Genomic DNA, 14697 nt, shown 5'->3' with positions numbered 1-14697 from the left:
AAACGTGATGCCTCTTACGCCGCAGCACGCAATGTTTCCAGTGCTTTACCGCTGTTCAGCGTTGCACGTACCGCAGCAGCGGCCTCCTGTATCGAACCGTAACGGCCCAAATGCGCCAGACAGATCGAGGCGGAGTATACCAGACTGTCGTACATCAAACCTGTTTCGCCACCCAGTGCCGCGATACCCATTGCAGCGGCTCTGGCTGCCAAGGCATCGCTGTCAACCGTGGTCGCAATCTCATCCCCTATCATTGGGGCGGCGGGCAAATCATCCGGTAACGGTACTGCACGCACGTCGGCTTGCAAGCCAAACTCTTTAGGGTCAAGGTCACGCTGTTGCACGTCACCCTTGTCGTAGTAATAGAACAGCTTGCCCGCTTGTTGCAGCGAAGGAATCACCCCGCCCTCAACACCGCGCACAAACATAGCACTATCAAACCCTGCTTGCCGTGCCAATGACGCATAAATTGGTGGGTAAGCTTTATGTACATACCCGCCCATGCAATGCGTTTTCACCCGCCCGCGAATCGGCCCTAACATGGTTTCTACCGTGGTCAGCACCTGACGTTTAATCATGCGCTGGCGGATAGGAATCAAATCATGCAACCGTGGAGCAAATTGGCGTTGATCGAGGTAAGTCCAACCGATCCGTTCCAATTGCGCCAAGGCTTCTGCTGGGGTCAGATTCACATTGATACCCGCCGCTTGCAATACCTTGTGGTGAGTCGCCCCGAATTTCGGACCTACTTGCTCTAAGCCATGCAATACCGCGTGTACACCCATGCTTGCCAATACCACCGGCACGAACGTAGACGCTGGCACACCACGTGTATAACCGTCATACGGGTCAGACACATCGAGGATTTCATCCACTGCGGCGGTCTGAATCACGGAAGTATCCACCAACGCCTGCAAGGTTCCCCGATTTTCTTCATCGGTTTCCCGCTTCATGCGCAAAGCAATAAAGTAAACCGCCACCTGCACCGGATCAGCGTCACCACTTAAAATGTGGCGCATCGCATAATAGGCATCCTCATAACTCAAGTCCTTACTGTATTCAGGACCTGTGGCTACTTTTTGAATGCATTGGCGCATGTGCAATTTTAAATTGCGTTCGGTATTTGTATCAGTCATCGTGGCATTTTCCATATCGCGGAAGTTTAAGAAGCGCGTCCCTGTTTCTGAATATCCCTCTAGGGGTAACACTGACACCCCGGCGGGCTATTTCAGAACACAGACCAGAATGCGCTAAGATTGAGACCCGATTTTACGTTCAAGGAGATTCCCGTGTCACAAATCGATAATGAGTCTATGGATTTTGCCAGCGGCATGGCAGCATTTGAAGCCAAGCATTTTTCCCGTGCCATGCAAATGTTGTCCCCATTCGCGGATCAAGGCGACAAGGTAGCACAACACCTATGTGCCATTATGTACCAAAACGGTCTCGGTACAGTGCGCAATGATGCGAAAGCGTTTGCATTGATGAAAGCATCAGCAGAACAAGGTTATGGTTTAGCGCAACACGGCATGGGTTTTATGTATTTAGAAGGGGAATGTGCGGAAAAAAATGGCGAAGAAGCTGCCAAGTGGTTTCGCCAAGCCGGTGCACAAGGGCTGCAAGGTTCACTAACAACATTGGCACTCATGTACCAACAAGGCAACGGTGTTCCGCAAGACGCAGCAGAAGCCAAACGCCTCTATAAACTCGCTGGCTTCGATGATCTAGGGTAAACACCAGTCAAAGCTGAACCTTAAATTAAGCCCCATAGCTTTTATAAATCAACAAAATATAGCGATTAATAAAATTAATGAATTAAGTACTGATTCAGCCCAAACCCGTAAGATGCACGGCATGGATGACGGGCGCACAATAACAACAAGAAGCCTTGGCTAACGATGGAACTGTTATGAGAAAGCCAGTCGGTCTGCACGTTAAGTACGTACAGCCGACCACTACCTTAACCATCTGAGCGCGGGTGAGCAGACCCTTAACAGATGAGAATCATAACAATAAAGCGTTTTTTGCAATGTGTGCCGAGCAATAAGAATAACAACAAATGCTCGGTTTTTCTTTTTTCCCGACGAAGTGTATTATTTTAATACAACTCTTAAGCGGCTTGCACCGCAATTTGCCCCGCTGTATGCGTTACCCGGTTTTGACTATCCACATACACTAATTGTGGTTTATGTAGATTAGCTTCCGCCTCGGCAAAACTTGCATACGTGCAAATAATAATCAGATCCCCAGTGCTTGCCTTGTGTGCCGCCGCACCATTGATTGAAATAATCCCGCTCCCCGCTTCCGCACGAATGGCATACGTGGAAAACCGTTCGCCATTGGTAATATTGTAAATATGCAGTTGCTCATATTCACGAATATTGCCAATACGTAACAAATTATCGTCAATCGCACAGGAACCCTCGTAGTCCAACTCAGCATGAGTGACGGTAACACGGTGCAGTTTGGATTTGAGAAGCGTCAGCTCCATTAGCGATTCCTCCGGTAACAATCAAGCAGCGACTCTGCTCAATGCTATTATGATGTTTCTGTTAATTTTTTCAATGTTAAGGGGATATTATCTATCAAACGTGCTTTACCCAGCCACGCCGAACCCAATATCACCAAATCGGTATCATTTGCCGCAGGTGGCAACAAATCCAGCGCACGCCGGATTTCGACATAATCGGGGCGAAATCCAAGTGCCACCAGCGTCTGAGCTGCCTCTGCCTGCAAAGCAGCGTAATCCTGCCTGCCTTTGTGCAGCGCGTCAACCACTTCACCGAGGGTCAAATGAAAACCGGGCGCGATTTTACGCTCAGCGGTTGTCAGATAGCCATTGCGGGAACTCATGGCTAAACCATCAGCCTCACGCACGGTGGGTAAACCTTCAATAAGAATATCCATATCCAGATCACGTACCATCTGACGGATCAGCATCAATTGCTGAAAATCCTTCTCGCCAAACACCGCGACATCCGGTTGCACTAAGTGAAACAACTTGCACACCACGGTAGAAACGCCGGTGAAGTGACCGGGACGGGATGCACCTTCTAATAATTCACTGACACCCGGCACTTCGACTTTGGTTGCCAGCCCGCCGCCTGGGTACATGAGTGCAGGCGTTGGCGTAAACACCAAATCCGCCCCTCCCGCTTGCAATTTGGCACAATCTTCAGCAAGAGTGCGTGGGTATGCCGCCAAATCTTCCTTGCGGTCAAATTGGGTCGGGTTGACGAAAATGGATACCACCACTTTGCTGCCGAGTTCCTGCGCCCGTTTCACCAAGGCAATATGCCCGGCGTGCAAATTCCCCATTGTGGGTACAAAAGCGATGGTTTCACCCGTTTTGCGCCAGCTTTTGAGTTCTTCACGCAAGGCGTCAATGGCTTGAACAATAATCATGAGGGTGCTCTTTAGAAAAAACAGTGTTGATCGGCGGGGAATGCACCCGTTTTTACTGCCTGCACATACGCAGCCACGGCTTGCGGAATGGTTGCGCCTGTGCCAATAAAGTCTTGGGAAAACTTCGGTGCACGCGGTGAAATGCCAAGCATGTCGTGCAAGACCAGCACTTGCCCGTCACATTCACGCCCCGCACCAATGCCAATGGTCGGAATATCCAGCGCTTGGGTAATTTGTGCCGCCAGCGTGACAGGGACACATTCCAGCACCAGCATATCAGCCCCTGCATCCTGCAAGGCCTTGGCATCATCCAGCATTTGTTTGGCAACAGCCTCATCACGACCTTGCACCCGATAGCCGCCGAGTTTGTGAACCGACTGTGGTTGCAAACCCAAGTGCGCACACACCGGCACGCCGTGATGGGCAAGCTGTCTGACAGTAGCCACTTGCGGCGCACCGCCTTCTAATTTCACCATGTGAGCGCCACTTTCCTGCATCAAGCGGGCGCTATTACGCAGGGCAAGTTCGGGTGAGGTGTAACTCATAAAAGGTAAATCGCCGATCACTAAAGCGCGTTGGCTCATTTTAGTGACAGCACGGGTGTGGTAAACCATGTCATCCATCGTCACAGGAACGGTGGTTTCATGCCCTTGGATTACCATGCCTAATGAGTCCCCGACCAGAATCACATCGACCCCTTGCTCATCCAAAACCTTGGCAAAACTGGCATCGTAAGCGGTCAACATGACGATCTTTTCACCATCACGTTTCATCTTGCGCAGGGTGGTAACAGTCACGCGGGCGGTTGGTTTACTCATGTGGGGTAGCTCCCAAAATCGGTTAAAATGTTGCGGTGCAGTTTATCATGCAAGCGTATCCCGTGTGCCACTGATGATGACACGCGGGATAATCAAGATAACTATTAGCCTCTGGCAATCAAAGCCGTAATAATCGGGACAAGCACATCCCGCATCACCTCTACCAGCACTTCAGTAGAAACCTGTTCAGGGGTTTGCTCAACAACATCCTCTTGATAAGCCACTGCAGGCACTTGAATTTTTTCATCTTGTTTGAGTTCTGGCGCTGCCAAGGTCACACAGCCCTGAAGTGAGGCAGCGAACAAAGCGGCACAAAGAAGGGTTTTCATTGATTTCATGGGGTTTGCTCCATATTGTGTTGTTTATCAGCGCGATCAATAGTAGCCACAACCAATAATAAAAACTAATGAATTTGTTCATTTATCGTTCAGGAAATGATTTATTGAGAATTTGCATAATGCATAAAAATAATGCATAGTGTTCAACCTAATCCGTATTAATAATAAGCAAATACAATGTGCAACAAAATTAATCAAGAAGGGCATATCCCACAAGAGGGGGCAAAACTGATTGCTTTACGCAAAAGCATGAATCAACGCCAGTCCAGCATCGCCACACAGTTGGAAACCTTTTTAAAGCCACACATGAAAAAAGGCTTTTCAATCCTGCAACCTGATATTTCACGCCTCGAATGTGAAGACACGGCGCTGGATGTGCCAAAACTGCTTGCCTATGCACACTTGTTCGGTGTTGACATCAGTATGCTGTTGAAGCCGCATTTTCAGACTTTTTGCCAAAGTGAGTTCCGGCTGCGTCACTTTGACACCGATCAACAAGCAGATCAGCACCTTTGTCAGCTTGAAAACGAAGGGCGAATGCTTGCTTACAGCCAGTTTCCTTCCGCTTTTTTTGTGAACCCACATCAAAACAGTCAGCGCTTTCAGCAAATCGCACACCCTGACTATGTAGAAACGCATATTCATACGCTGGATTCGCTATTGAACTTTATTTTCTCACCCGTCAGCCGCTATAGTTGTGCGGTACGCGGTAAGATTTTGCAGCAGTATTTGGAGCATTTCCGCCAGAAACCCAAGCACTTACACTTTTTTTCACGGGCAGAATTTTCAAGCACCAGCCTATTTCCCAGCCTGATTTTGCTACCAAAAAAATCAACACTGATTATGCTGGCACCGGTAATGCAACCGGATAAGGGAGATGTGTTTCTGGAAATTCGTAGCGAGCTGATTTGTAAGGAAGTACACGATTTCTACATTCATACCGTGCAGTCGTTGGATGCAAACATTAGTTTGCTGAAGATTGGCATGGAAACGTTGGAATTGTTACAACAAGGCATCAGCCTAGAAAGTGCCGTGCGATTTTTCTATGCAGAAGTCCAGAAACGCAGCCCTGAGGACAGTGCTGCGGTTCTGGAAAATTTCAGTTTGGATATTCAGGAAATGCTGGAAGAGTAAGGCAACTTAAAAGTCTTCTTGTTCGGCTTCCAGAATCGCCAAGCTAATGTGCTTGCCGAGGGTATCCTCCATGCCATGCCAATCCTTGTAAGCAACGATCTTTTCAGCAATTTTCGGCTTCATTTCGTGTGCCTCCATGTCGTCGCGGAGTTCTTTGACACCCGCATACAACTTGCTCATGTAGTCACCATAAGCGGTAACGATGGTGTTATCGCCGGTTGCACCGTGCCCCGGCACGATTTTGCTCAAGTTCATCGCAACAATGCGCTCAGCGTTTTTAACACTGCCGGGAAAACTGCCTTCATCCATTAAGATTAAACGGGCATTGCTGATGGTGTCACCCGTAAACAGGAGTTTGTCTTCGACCACTTCAAACATGACTTCGTTGGAGGTATGCGCCTTACCTTCCACCAAATGGGCTTTGACCGTGACATTACCCACCTTGATTTCCTGATCTTGTGCCAAAACTTCGGTAGGGATGACTAGCTCAGTACCTGCTGTGGCTTTTTCAGTCATCGTATCCATAGTTTCAATCCACGAATCACCAGCTCCTTGCTTCGCCTCCTCAATCATGCCCGCACTGGCATAAAACTTGGCGTCGGCATTGTCTTCCTTAAACGCCTGATTGCCGAGCCAGTGATCGCCATGAATATGGGTAATGAATACCTTCGTCACTGGCTTATCCGTGACTTTGCGGATATGCGCCAATACTGCACGCCCAATCGCTGCACTCGAACCGGGGTCAACCACCGCGACTTCACTATCGCCGACAATGAAACCGGGATTATTAATGAAACCTTGGTTCTCTTTGTCAGGCTGACCGGCAGGGCCATGAATCACATAGACATGATCCGATACCTTTTCGGCCTTGTAGTTATCAACGATGCCTTGATGAATGGCTTTCTCCGCTGCTGCCGCATTCAGACTGAACGTCGTCAAGGTAATGCCAGCAAGCCACAGTAACATGGGGTGTTTCATAGATTAATTTCCTCCTAATTAAATTTTCTGAGAACCTAGAGTGTATCCGATTACCGGAATTAGCTGAAATTTCTGTGGGTTTGTCTACAATAGGCGGCTTTATTGAGTCAGCACGCTGGTAGGCTTTATACATGCAACACAACAACCGTCATCGCAAGGGCATTATCCTCGCTGGTGGAAGTGGCACACGCCTCTACCCCCTCACTCGTGCTGTCAGCAAACAACTGATGCCGGTCTACGACAAACCGATGATTTATTACCCACTGACCGTGTTAATGCTCGCCGGGATCCGCGATATTCTCATCATCACCACCCCCGAAGATTCCGCACAATTCCAGCACTTGCTGGGCGATGGTGCACAATGGGGGCTGAATATTGAATACGCCGAACAACCGTCACCGGATGGTTTAGCCCAAGCTTTCATCATCGGTGCTGATTTCCTTGGCAATTCACCTGCCACGCTAATTCTGGGTGACAACATTTACTACGGCGAAGGTTTATCCAGCCGTTTGCAAACCGTTGCGCAACAAACCACTGGCGCGACCGTTTTCGCTTACTACGTCAAAGACCCTGAACGCTACGGTGTTGCCGAATTCGATGCTAACGGCAAAGCACTCAGTATTGAAGAAAAGCCTACAAAACCCCGTTCTAATTACGCGGTAACGGGCTTGTATTTCTACGACAATCAGATTGTGGATGTAGCACGTGAAGTCCGCCCCTCCCCGCGTGGCGAGTTGGAAATCACCACCGTCAACCAAATGTATCTGGAACGCGGGCAATTGCAGGTGGAAATGCTGAAACGCGGCACGGCATGGCTAGATACCGGCACGCACGCCTCCTTACTGGATGCATCCAACTACATCCGTGTCATTGAAGAACGCCAAGGGCTGAAAATTGCCTGCCCCGAAGAAGTCGCCTGGCGCATGGGTTATATCGGTGACGAACAATTATTACAACTCGCTGAACCGTTGAAGAAAAGTGGTTACGGCGTATACCTCACGGAATTGCTGAAATGAAGATTATCCCCACCAACATTCCCGACGTACTCATCCTCGAACCGCAGGTGTTCGGCGATGCACGCGGTTTTTTTCTGGAAACGTGGAATAGTAAAACGTTTGCGGATGCAGGCTTAGAGCTGAATTTCGTGCAAGACAATCACAGCCGTTCGGGTCAAGGCATTTTGCGCGGAATGCACTACCAAATCCAAAACCCGCAAGGCAAACTCGTGCGTGTTACCAGCGGTAAGGTGTTTGATGTCGCGGTGGATTTACGCCAATCCTCAGCAACGTTTGGACAATGGACAGGCGCAGAACTTTCCGCTGAAAACCACCGTATGTTGTGGGTTCCGCCCGGTTTTGCGCACGGCTTTTATGTCATGAGCGAATCGGCAGATTTTTTGTACAAATGCACCGACTTTTACGCCCCCGCCTACGATCGTAGTTTGCGTTGGGATGACCCGACTGTGGGCATCGAATGGCCGTTGATCAATGGCGCACAACCTACGATTTCCACCAAAGATGAAACGGGTAAAAACTGGCAAGAGGCAGATAAATTCGCATGAAAATATTACTCACTGGCGCACACGGGCAACTCGGCTCGGAATTGCAAGCCACCTGCCCTGCGGGTATCACCCTGATTGCGACGGATCGGGACACGCTGGATATTACCGATCCGCAACAAGTCATCAATGCGCTGGAACAATATCGCCCGGATGTCGTCATTAACGGTGCGGCTTATACCGCCGTCGACAAAGCGGAAACCGACAGTGCCAACGCTTACCTGATCAACCACGCCGCCGCGCATGTCTTCGCGGCACAAGCTGCCTTGTTTGACTATTACTTGCTGCAAATATCGACCGATTTTGTGTTTGACGGGCTGCAATCCACCCCGTACCTGCCGAATGCTGTGGCGAAACCACTTGGTGTTTACGGCGCGAGCAAATTGGCAGGCGAACAAGCGGTACAATCTGCCTGCCCCAGCGCGGCTATTGTGCGCACGTCATGGCTGTATTCGGCTTACGGCAATAATTTCGTCAAAACCATGTTGCGTCTGATGCGCGAACGCGATTCCCTTGGCGTGGTCGCCGATCAAATCGGCACACCGACGTGGACAGGCACACTCGCGGCAACGCTGTGGTCATTCATCGCCCAAAAACCGCAGGGTATCTTGCACTGCGCCGATAATGGCGTGGCAAGCTGGTACGATTTCGCTGTGGCTATTCAGGAAGAAGCATTGGCACTTGGGTTGCTCGACAAAGCCATCCCCATCAAGCTACTGCGCACCGACGAATACCCAACGCCAGCACGTCGCCCCGCCTTTAGCGTGATGGATAGACGCGCAAGTGAGGCATTACTGGGCTACACTCTACCGCACTGGCGCACCAGCTTGCGGCAGATGCTTACTCAATTGAAACAACAAAACGTAACAGCATGACAACGACATACACACCTCATAACGTGCTCGTCACTGGCGGCGCAGGCTTTATCGGCACAAATTTCGTGCATTTTTGGTTGCAACAATACCCAGACACCCGTTTGGTGATTCTGGATGCGTTGACCTACGCCGGACGCTACGAAAATCTGCAACCGTTGGAAGGTCAAACCAATTTCCGTTTCGTGCATGGCGACATCCTTGATCAGCCGCTGGTAGAGCAATTGCTGCGCGAGGAAACCATCGACACGATTGTGCATTTTGCCGCCGAATCGCACGTTGACCGCTCGATTTACGGGCCGGATGCGTTCCTGAAAACCAATATCGACGGCACACACAGCTTGTTGAAAGCGGCAAAAACCGTGTGGTTGGATGAGAAACCGGGTTTTGTACACCGCTTCCACCACGTTTCTACGGATGAAGTGTACGGTACGTTGTCTGCCACCGATCCTGCATTCACCGAAATCACGCCATACGCACCGAATTCGCCGTATGCCGCCAGCAAAGCCGCGTCTGATCACGTAGTACGCGCCTACCAGCACACCTACGGTTTGCAGACCACGACCAGCAATTGCTCCAACAATTACGGGCCGTATCAGTACCCTGAAAAGTTGATTCCGCTGGCGATTTCCAACCTGTTGCAAGGCAAACCCGTGCCGATTTATGGCGATGGTCAGCAAATTCGCGACTGGTTGTATGTAGATGACCATAACCGTGGCATTGACCTGATTATTCGTACCGGACGTATCGGCGAAACCTACAATATCGGCGGCAATAACGAGCAGGCAAACCTGAGTTTGATTCATGAACTGTGTGCGTTGCTGGATGCGCGTTTCCCTGATTCGTCACACGTACCGCACAATCAGCACATTGTGTACGTGACCGACCGACCGGGGCATGACCGCCGTTACGCCATTGATAACAGCAAGATTTGCAGCGAATTGGGTTATGTGCCAGCAGAAACTTTCCAGAGCGGCTTGGCGAAAACGCTGGATTGGTATTTGAGTCACCCCGATTTTTGGCAAGGCGATGTCAAGCTGTTTGGCACACACGCCCCTTCGGCTACGCTCAGGGAGCAAGTTTGATGCAGTGCCGTATTTGTGGCAGTAACGGCGCACACCGCACGTATGTCGCCAAGGAAATGATGCTCGGCTTGCGGGATGAACACCGTTATTTCCAGTGTGCGGATTGTGACTGTCTGCAAATCGAACAGGTTCCGGCAAATATCGCGGACTATTACCCGGAAAATTATTATTCCTACAGCGACGCAACCAAAGCAGGTGGCAAGGTTAAACAAACCTTAACCAAGTGGCGGGATCGTTACGAAGTCAGCGGTAACTGCCTGATTGGGCGGGTAATGCACTTGTGGATGCCGAATGCAAAACTCGCTACGCTGCGCCCGCTCAAGCTAAAACAAGCAACGCGCATTCTGGATGTGGGCTGTGGGGCAGGACATTTATTGCATTCCCTGCGCGAACTTGGTTTTCAAAACCTGTTGGGCATCGACCCGTTTAACCAGACGGACATCGTTTACCCCAACGGCTTGTGCATTGAAAAACGTGATATTTTCAGCGAAACCGGCGAATGGGATGTGGTGATGTTCCACCACTCCTTTGAACATTTGCCGAATCAACGGACTAATTTGGGGCAAGCCTTCAATATCCTGAAACCGGGCGGAGTCGCCTTGGTGCGCGTGCCAACCGTGTCCTCGTATGTGTGGCAGGAATACGGCGTAAACTGGGTGCAACTGGATGCGCCACGTCATTTGTACCTGCATTCGGTCAAGAGTATGCAGGCACTGGCAGAACAGGCAGGCTTTTTGTGCGAACAAGTAGTATACGATTCCAATGCCCTGCAATTCTGGGGGAGCAAACAGTACGAACAGGATATTCCGCTACGCGACCCGCGTTCCTGGGCAGAATCACCGGAAAACTCGCTGTTCACCACCAAACAAATTCGTGAGTTTGAACAACGCTCACGGGAATTGAACGCGCTGAATCAAGGCGATCAGGCGGCGTTTTACTTGAGAAAACCCGCATGAGTGTTAAGCCGAAACTGTTGGCAATTTCCTCTCCCGGCGGGCATTGGATTCAGCTTAATCGGCTGAGTGCGGGGCTGGAAGACCGTTACCAGATTGTGTATGCGATGCCTGCGGCGTTGTTCACTTCGACTTCGCTCAGTGAACGCAAAGTGTATTCGGTCGTGGATGTGAGTGCGGATGATAAGTGGCGCTTAATACCTTGTGCTTTACAAGTATTGTATATCTTATTGAAAGAACGCCCGAAAGCGATTCTGTCCACCGGTGCGGCACCGGGTGCGGTGGCGATTTGGCTGGGTAGTTTTCTCGGCATCCGTACCATTTGGGTAGACAGCATTGCCAACGTCAAACAGATTTCACGGGCGGGTAAACTGGCACAAAAACGCGCCGATGTCTTCTTGACGCAATGGGAACATTTGAGCGACGGGCAGACTATCCAATACAAAGGGGCGGTCTTGTGATTTTTGTAGCAGTTGGCACGCAATTTCCGTTTGATCGCCTGATTCGCGCCGTGGATGAATGGGCAAGCCAACACGCGCTCACGGGTATGGCACAAATTGCAGGCGGGGAATATTTGCCGCAAACCCTGCAATGGGAACGCTTTATGACCACAGCGGTGTTTAACCAACACTTGCAAAACGCCGATTTGATCATTTCACATGCAGGCATGGGCAATATCATTACCGCGCTGGAACACCGCAAACCCATTATTGTGATGAACCGTCAACACGCTCTCGGCGAACACCGCAACGATCACCAACTGGACGGTTTAGCTTGGATGGGTCAATTGCCGGGGGTGTACACCGCCTCGACTCAAGACGAATTGTATGAACTGTTGGCACGGCAACACACCTTGCAAGCTGCACCACTGGACAATGATTCCCGGCGGCAAACGCTGGTTGATTTCATTGATCAAGCGATTCGTGCTTCGACTTCGCTCAGCAACCGAACATGAGTAATTCTTCCCTGCTGCTGACCAGCTTACTTTCGACGATTGCCCGCTTTGCCGGGGTTGGGTTGAATTTTGCGGTGGCAATTGTACTGACACGCACCCTACCGATAGCAGAAGCGGGCATGGTATTCATGCTCATGACACTCGTGACTGGCATTTCGCTATTCAGCCGTTTGGGGGTGGAACAGTGGCTGGTGCGCGATGTGGCGCGAATTCATGACACGGATACGCAGCAGCAAGGTGTACATTTACGCGATGCTTACCGCATGGTGTTGATCAGTAGCGGTATTTTCATGCTGGGCTGGCTGGTATTTGCCCCGCTATCCAAGCACTGGTTGTTTGATGATGCGATTCAAATGCTGCCGTTATTGCTGGCGGGAAGCGGCATTCTGTTTTTCAATCTGGTGATGTTAAATTCGTCATTTTTGAAAGCCATCCAGCATACCTCCGAGTCAATTCTGGTGCAGAACTCCTTGCCTGCGGTGGCTTATATGCTGCTGATCGGGCTATTCTGGTGGAGCTTTAGCGACAATCAGCATTATCTGTTGCTGTATGTGGCATCACTGGCAGTGGCGGGGTTGGCATCGTTTTACTGGATACGCCCTTGGTGGAACAGTTTACACCCCGCCAAGCCAACCCGGTTTAGCGTTAAAGCAGTGTTGCAGCAGTCGTTGCCACTCGCACCCGTGTCATTTTTTTCCTTTTTGATGTTGTGGGCGGATACGCTGCTGACCGGCATATTGTTGTCGAATGAGGATGTGGCGCTATTCACCGTCGCGGCGCGTTTATCGTTTGTCAGCCTGTTTTTTCTTGGGGCGTTGGATGCCACGATATACCCACGCTTACTCCGCATTCACCAACACCAGCCGGAACAACTAACACGGTTTTTCTGGCAAGCCACCGCTTTGGTAGCGGGAATTTTGGGGGCTGTCACGCTATTATTGTTGTTGCTGGGTGATCACTTACTCAGTGTGTTTAAACCGGAATATGTGCAAGCTGGCACGGCACTGGCTATCTTGTTGGTAGCGCAGTGGGTGCGGGCGTTAAGCCTGACCTTTTCGTTTATGTTTATTGTGCAGGGACAAGTGCGCTACCTGAACAGCTTACTGGGGCTGGCGCTGGTCATTAATGTAATCGCTAATTTGATGTTTATTCCAAAGTACGGCATTGAAGGGGCAGCGGGTGCAACACTCGTCGCCAATCTGGTGCTAACGCTGGGGGTCATCACGCTGTTTTTCACAAAGCGTCTACTAAACACATCTGGCAAACAAGGATAGGAGGTGCAATGTTAAGAATTATCGCTATCCTATTCATTGTCTCGATTTTTATCCCGCTGGAGTTTTATGTCATGGTGGGTTCGATCCGGGTCGAAACTTACCGTATTGTGCTGGGTTTGGCGCTGTTATACGCGCTATTTAATTTGCGCGAAGTGCTGCAACAAGCGGATCTCGTCGATATTTTGCTATTGTGTTTGGTAGGCATTGTGTTCGCCAGTTTCTGGCACAATCATGGTTTGCAAAAAGCCATTGAATCAACGGGAATTTTTGCGATTGAAGTCATGGGTGCGTTTTATCTGGCGCGGTTATTTATTACGAACCCGCAGCGGTTTTACCGGGTCAACCAAACCTTCATCACGGTACTCGCCCTGCTCACGGTATTCACGCTTTACGAAGCCTTAAACCAACACCGCATCTTGCATGAAATCGCCGAAAAACTGACGGGAAACCATGCCTTAGACCCACGTCTTTACACGTATCATTACATTCGCGCTGACATTATGCGGGCTACCAGCTTGTTTGAACACCCTATTCTGTATGGCACGTTGCTGGCATTGTTCTTCCCGTTTGCGCTCTTGTTGGTCTTGCGTTTCCGTACCCTGAGTTATGTGAGCAAACTGGTCGGGATCATGTTTTCCATGCTACTGACATTATCGTCAGCACCGCTGCTGGCGTTGATTTTTCAGGGATTTACGGCTGTTTTAGTCAAGTTTTGGTATAACGCCCGGCAATTCTGGATTTCACTGTTTTTTGGTGGCTTGGCGGCGGCGCTGTTAATCGAAGCATCTTCCAACCGGGGATTTTTTGGCATTTTGATTTCGTACCTGACATTCAACCCCAATACCGGTTATTTCCGTATCCTGCAATGGGAATACACTGCCGATGACATCCGCGAGAATCTAATTCTTGGGATTGCCCACCATGACTGGACGCGCCCTTATTGGATGGAATGGATGGGTAACAGCATTGACAGTTTCTGGTTATTGCTGATTCTGCAACACGGTATCTTTGCCTTGGTCGTTTTATTACTCGCTTGTTTGTATGCGGTATTCCATGCCTTGAACCTGGCGCACCAACATAACGACCAATTCCGGTGGATGGTGTCTGCATGGATTCTGTCATTCATGTCGCTGATTTTAATTGGCTTTACGGTGGACTATTTCGGCAAGTTGCAACCGATGTTTTTCTTCATGTTAGGGGCAATTAGCTGGGCGCAATACTATCCTTTATGGAACCGTCAGGCAGAAGAATTGGTATCCGCAAACGATTCCACCAATAATGCCCCCACCAATAACCTTAGAAACAACGACAAAACATGAGACTGCGT

General features: G+C 50.0%; 17 protein-coding genes. 11 read left to right on the top strand and 6 right to left on the bottom strand.

The genetic code is table 11. The features are described 5' to 3' along the window. Window positions 1–14: 14 nt before the first annotated feature. A complete protein-coding gene (locus tag L2Y54_RS13070) occupies window positions 15–1136 on the bottom strand; it encodes an anthranilate phosphoribosyltransferase (protein ID WP_236496637.1) in 1122 nt (373 codons plus the stop codon). A gap of 153 nt (window positions 1137–1289) precedes the next feature. Here L2Y54_RS13070 and L2Y54_RS13065 point away from each other — a divergent pair, with 153 nt between their 5' ends. Then, window positions 1290–1733, top strand: a complete 444-nt coding sequence (locus L2Y54_RS13065; RefSeq protein WP_236496635.1) for a tetratricopeptide repeat protein — start codon at window positions 1290–1292, stop codon at window positions 1731–1733. Window positions 1734–2110: 377 nt separating this feature from the next. Here L2Y54_RS13065 and panD read toward each other — a convergent pair whose 3' ends face one another. The 4 genes from panD to L2Y54_RS13045 all read right to left on the bottom strand — a co-directional run bounded on the left by panD (window position 2111) and on the right by L2Y54_RS13045 (window position 4561). Continuing rightward, window positions 2111–2491 (bottom strand): aspartate 1-decarboxylase, encoded by a 381-nt coding sequence (gene panD, locus L2Y54_RS13060; protein WP_236496633.1) that lies wholly within the window; start codon window positions 2489–2491, stop codon window positions 2111–2113. A gap of 47 nt (window positions 2492–2538) precedes the next feature. Continuing rightward, a complete protein-coding gene (panC, locus tag L2Y54_RS13055) occupies window positions 2539–3405 on the bottom strand; it encodes a pantoate--beta-alanine ligase (protein WP_236496632.1) in 867 nt (288 codons plus the stop codon). An 11-nt stretch (window positions 3406–3416) separates the two neighbouring features. Next, complete coding sequence (gene panB, locus L2Y54_RS13050) at window positions 3417–4223, bottom strand: 3-methyl-2-oxobutanoate hydroxymethyltransferase (RefSeq protein WP_236496630.1); 807 nt, start codon at window positions 4221–4223, stop codon at window positions 3417–3419. A 104-nt stretch (window positions 4224–4327) separates the two neighbouring features. Next, the gene (locus tag L2Y54_RS13045) at window positions 4328–4561 is read right to left on the bottom strand and encodes a hypothetical protein (protein WP_236496629.1); all 234 of its coding nucleotides are present in this window, start codon (window positions 4559–4561) and stop codon (window positions 4328–4330) included. 177 nt (window positions 4562–4738) lie between these two features. Here L2Y54_RS13045 and L2Y54_RS13040 point away from each other — a divergent pair, with 177 nt between their 5' ends. Continuing rightward, a complete protein-coding gene (locus L2Y54_RS13040) occupies window positions 4739–5695 on the top strand; it encodes a hypothetical protein (protein WP_236496627.1) in 957 nt (318 codons plus the stop codon). Window positions 5696–5701: 6 nt separating this feature from the next. Here the strand turns inward: L2Y54_RS13040 and L2Y54_RS13035 are convergent, their stop codons facing one another. Continuing rightward, window positions 5702–6673, bottom strand: coding sequence for an MBL fold metallo-hydrolase (locus L2Y54_RS13035; RefSeq protein ID WP_236496626.1), 972 nt, complete (start codon window positions 6671–6673; stop codon window positions 5702–5704). Window positions 6674–6804: 131 nt separating this feature from the next. Here L2Y54_RS13035 and rfbA point away from each other — a divergent pair, with 131 nt between their 5' ends. From rfbA to L2Y54_RS12990, 9 genes are read left to right on the top strand one after another with little or no spacing between them, the layout of a single operon-like run. Next, entirely contained in the window at window positions 6805–7689 is an 885-nt protein-coding gene (gene rfbA, locus L2Y54_RS13030) for a glucose-1-phosphate thymidylyltransferase RfbA (RefSeq protein ID WP_236496624.1), read from the top strand. Next, window positions 7686–8234, top strand: a complete 549-nt coding sequence (rfbC, locus tag L2Y54_RS13025) for a dTDP-4-dehydrorhamnose 3,5-epimerase (protein ID WP_236496622.1) — start codon at window positions 7686–7688, stop codon at window positions 8232–8234. The genes rfbA and rfbC overlap by 4 nt, the downstream gene beginning before the upstream one ends. Then, window positions 8231–9106, top strand: coding sequence for a dTDP-4-dehydrorhamnose reductase (gene rfbD / locus L2Y54_RS13020; protein WP_236496620.1), 876 nt, complete (start codon window positions 8231–8233; stop codon window positions 9104–9106). Before rfbC ends, rfbD begins: the two co-directional genes overlap by 4 nt. Then, window positions 9103–10188, top strand: coding sequence for a dTDP-glucose 4,6-dehydratase (rfbB, locus tag L2Y54_RS13015; RefSeq protein ID WP_236496619.1), 1086 nt, complete (start codon window positions 9103–9105; stop codon window positions 10186–10188). The genes rfbD and rfbB overlap by 4 nt, the downstream gene beginning before the upstream one ends. Further along, on the top strand, window positions 10188–11144 hold the full coding sequence (locus tag L2Y54_RS13010) for a class I SAM-dependent methyltransferase (protein ID WP_236496617.1): 957 nt from the start codon (window positions 10188–10190) through the stop codon (window positions 11142–11144). Before rfbB ends, L2Y54_RS13010 begins: the two co-directional genes overlap by 1 nt. Next, complete coding sequence (locus L2Y54_RS13005; protein ID WP_236496616.1) at window positions 11141–11602, top strand: glycosyltransferase family protein; 462 nt, start codon at window positions 11141–11143, stop codon at window positions 11600–11602. Before L2Y54_RS13010 ends, L2Y54_RS13005 begins: the two co-directional genes overlap by 4 nt. Beyond that, window positions 11599–12096, top strand: a complete 498-nt coding sequence (locus tag L2Y54_RS13000) for a glycosyltransferase (RefSeq protein WP_236496615.1) — start codon at window positions 11599–11601, stop codon at window positions 12094–12096. The genes L2Y54_RS13005 and L2Y54_RS13000 overlap by 4 nt, the downstream gene beginning before the upstream one ends. Further along, window positions 12093–13370: an oligosaccharide flippase family protein gene (locus tag L2Y54_RS12995; RefSeq protein WP_236496613.1), complete on the top strand. Its 1278-nt coding sequence runs from the start codon at window positions 12093–12095 to the stop codon at window positions 13368–13370. Before L2Y54_RS13000 ends, L2Y54_RS12995 begins: the two co-directional genes overlap by 4 nt. A gap of 8 nt (window positions 13371–13378) precedes the next feature. Then, on the top strand, window positions 13379–14689 hold the full coding sequence (locus L2Y54_RS12990) for a hypothetical protein (protein ID WP_236496611.1): 1311 nt from the start codon (window positions 13379–13381) through the stop codon (window positions 14687–14689). Window positions 14690–14697: the final 8 nt, after the last annotated feature.

Source organism: Thiothrix winogradskyi (assembly GCF_021650935.1).
Lineage (GTDB): Bacteria > Pseudomonadota > Gammaproteobacteria > Thiotrichales > Thiotrichaceae > Thiothrix > Thiothrix winogradskyi.
The sequence above is the reverse complement of the archived record's forward strand: the minus strand, read 5'-3'. Positions and strand labels throughout refer to the sequence as shown.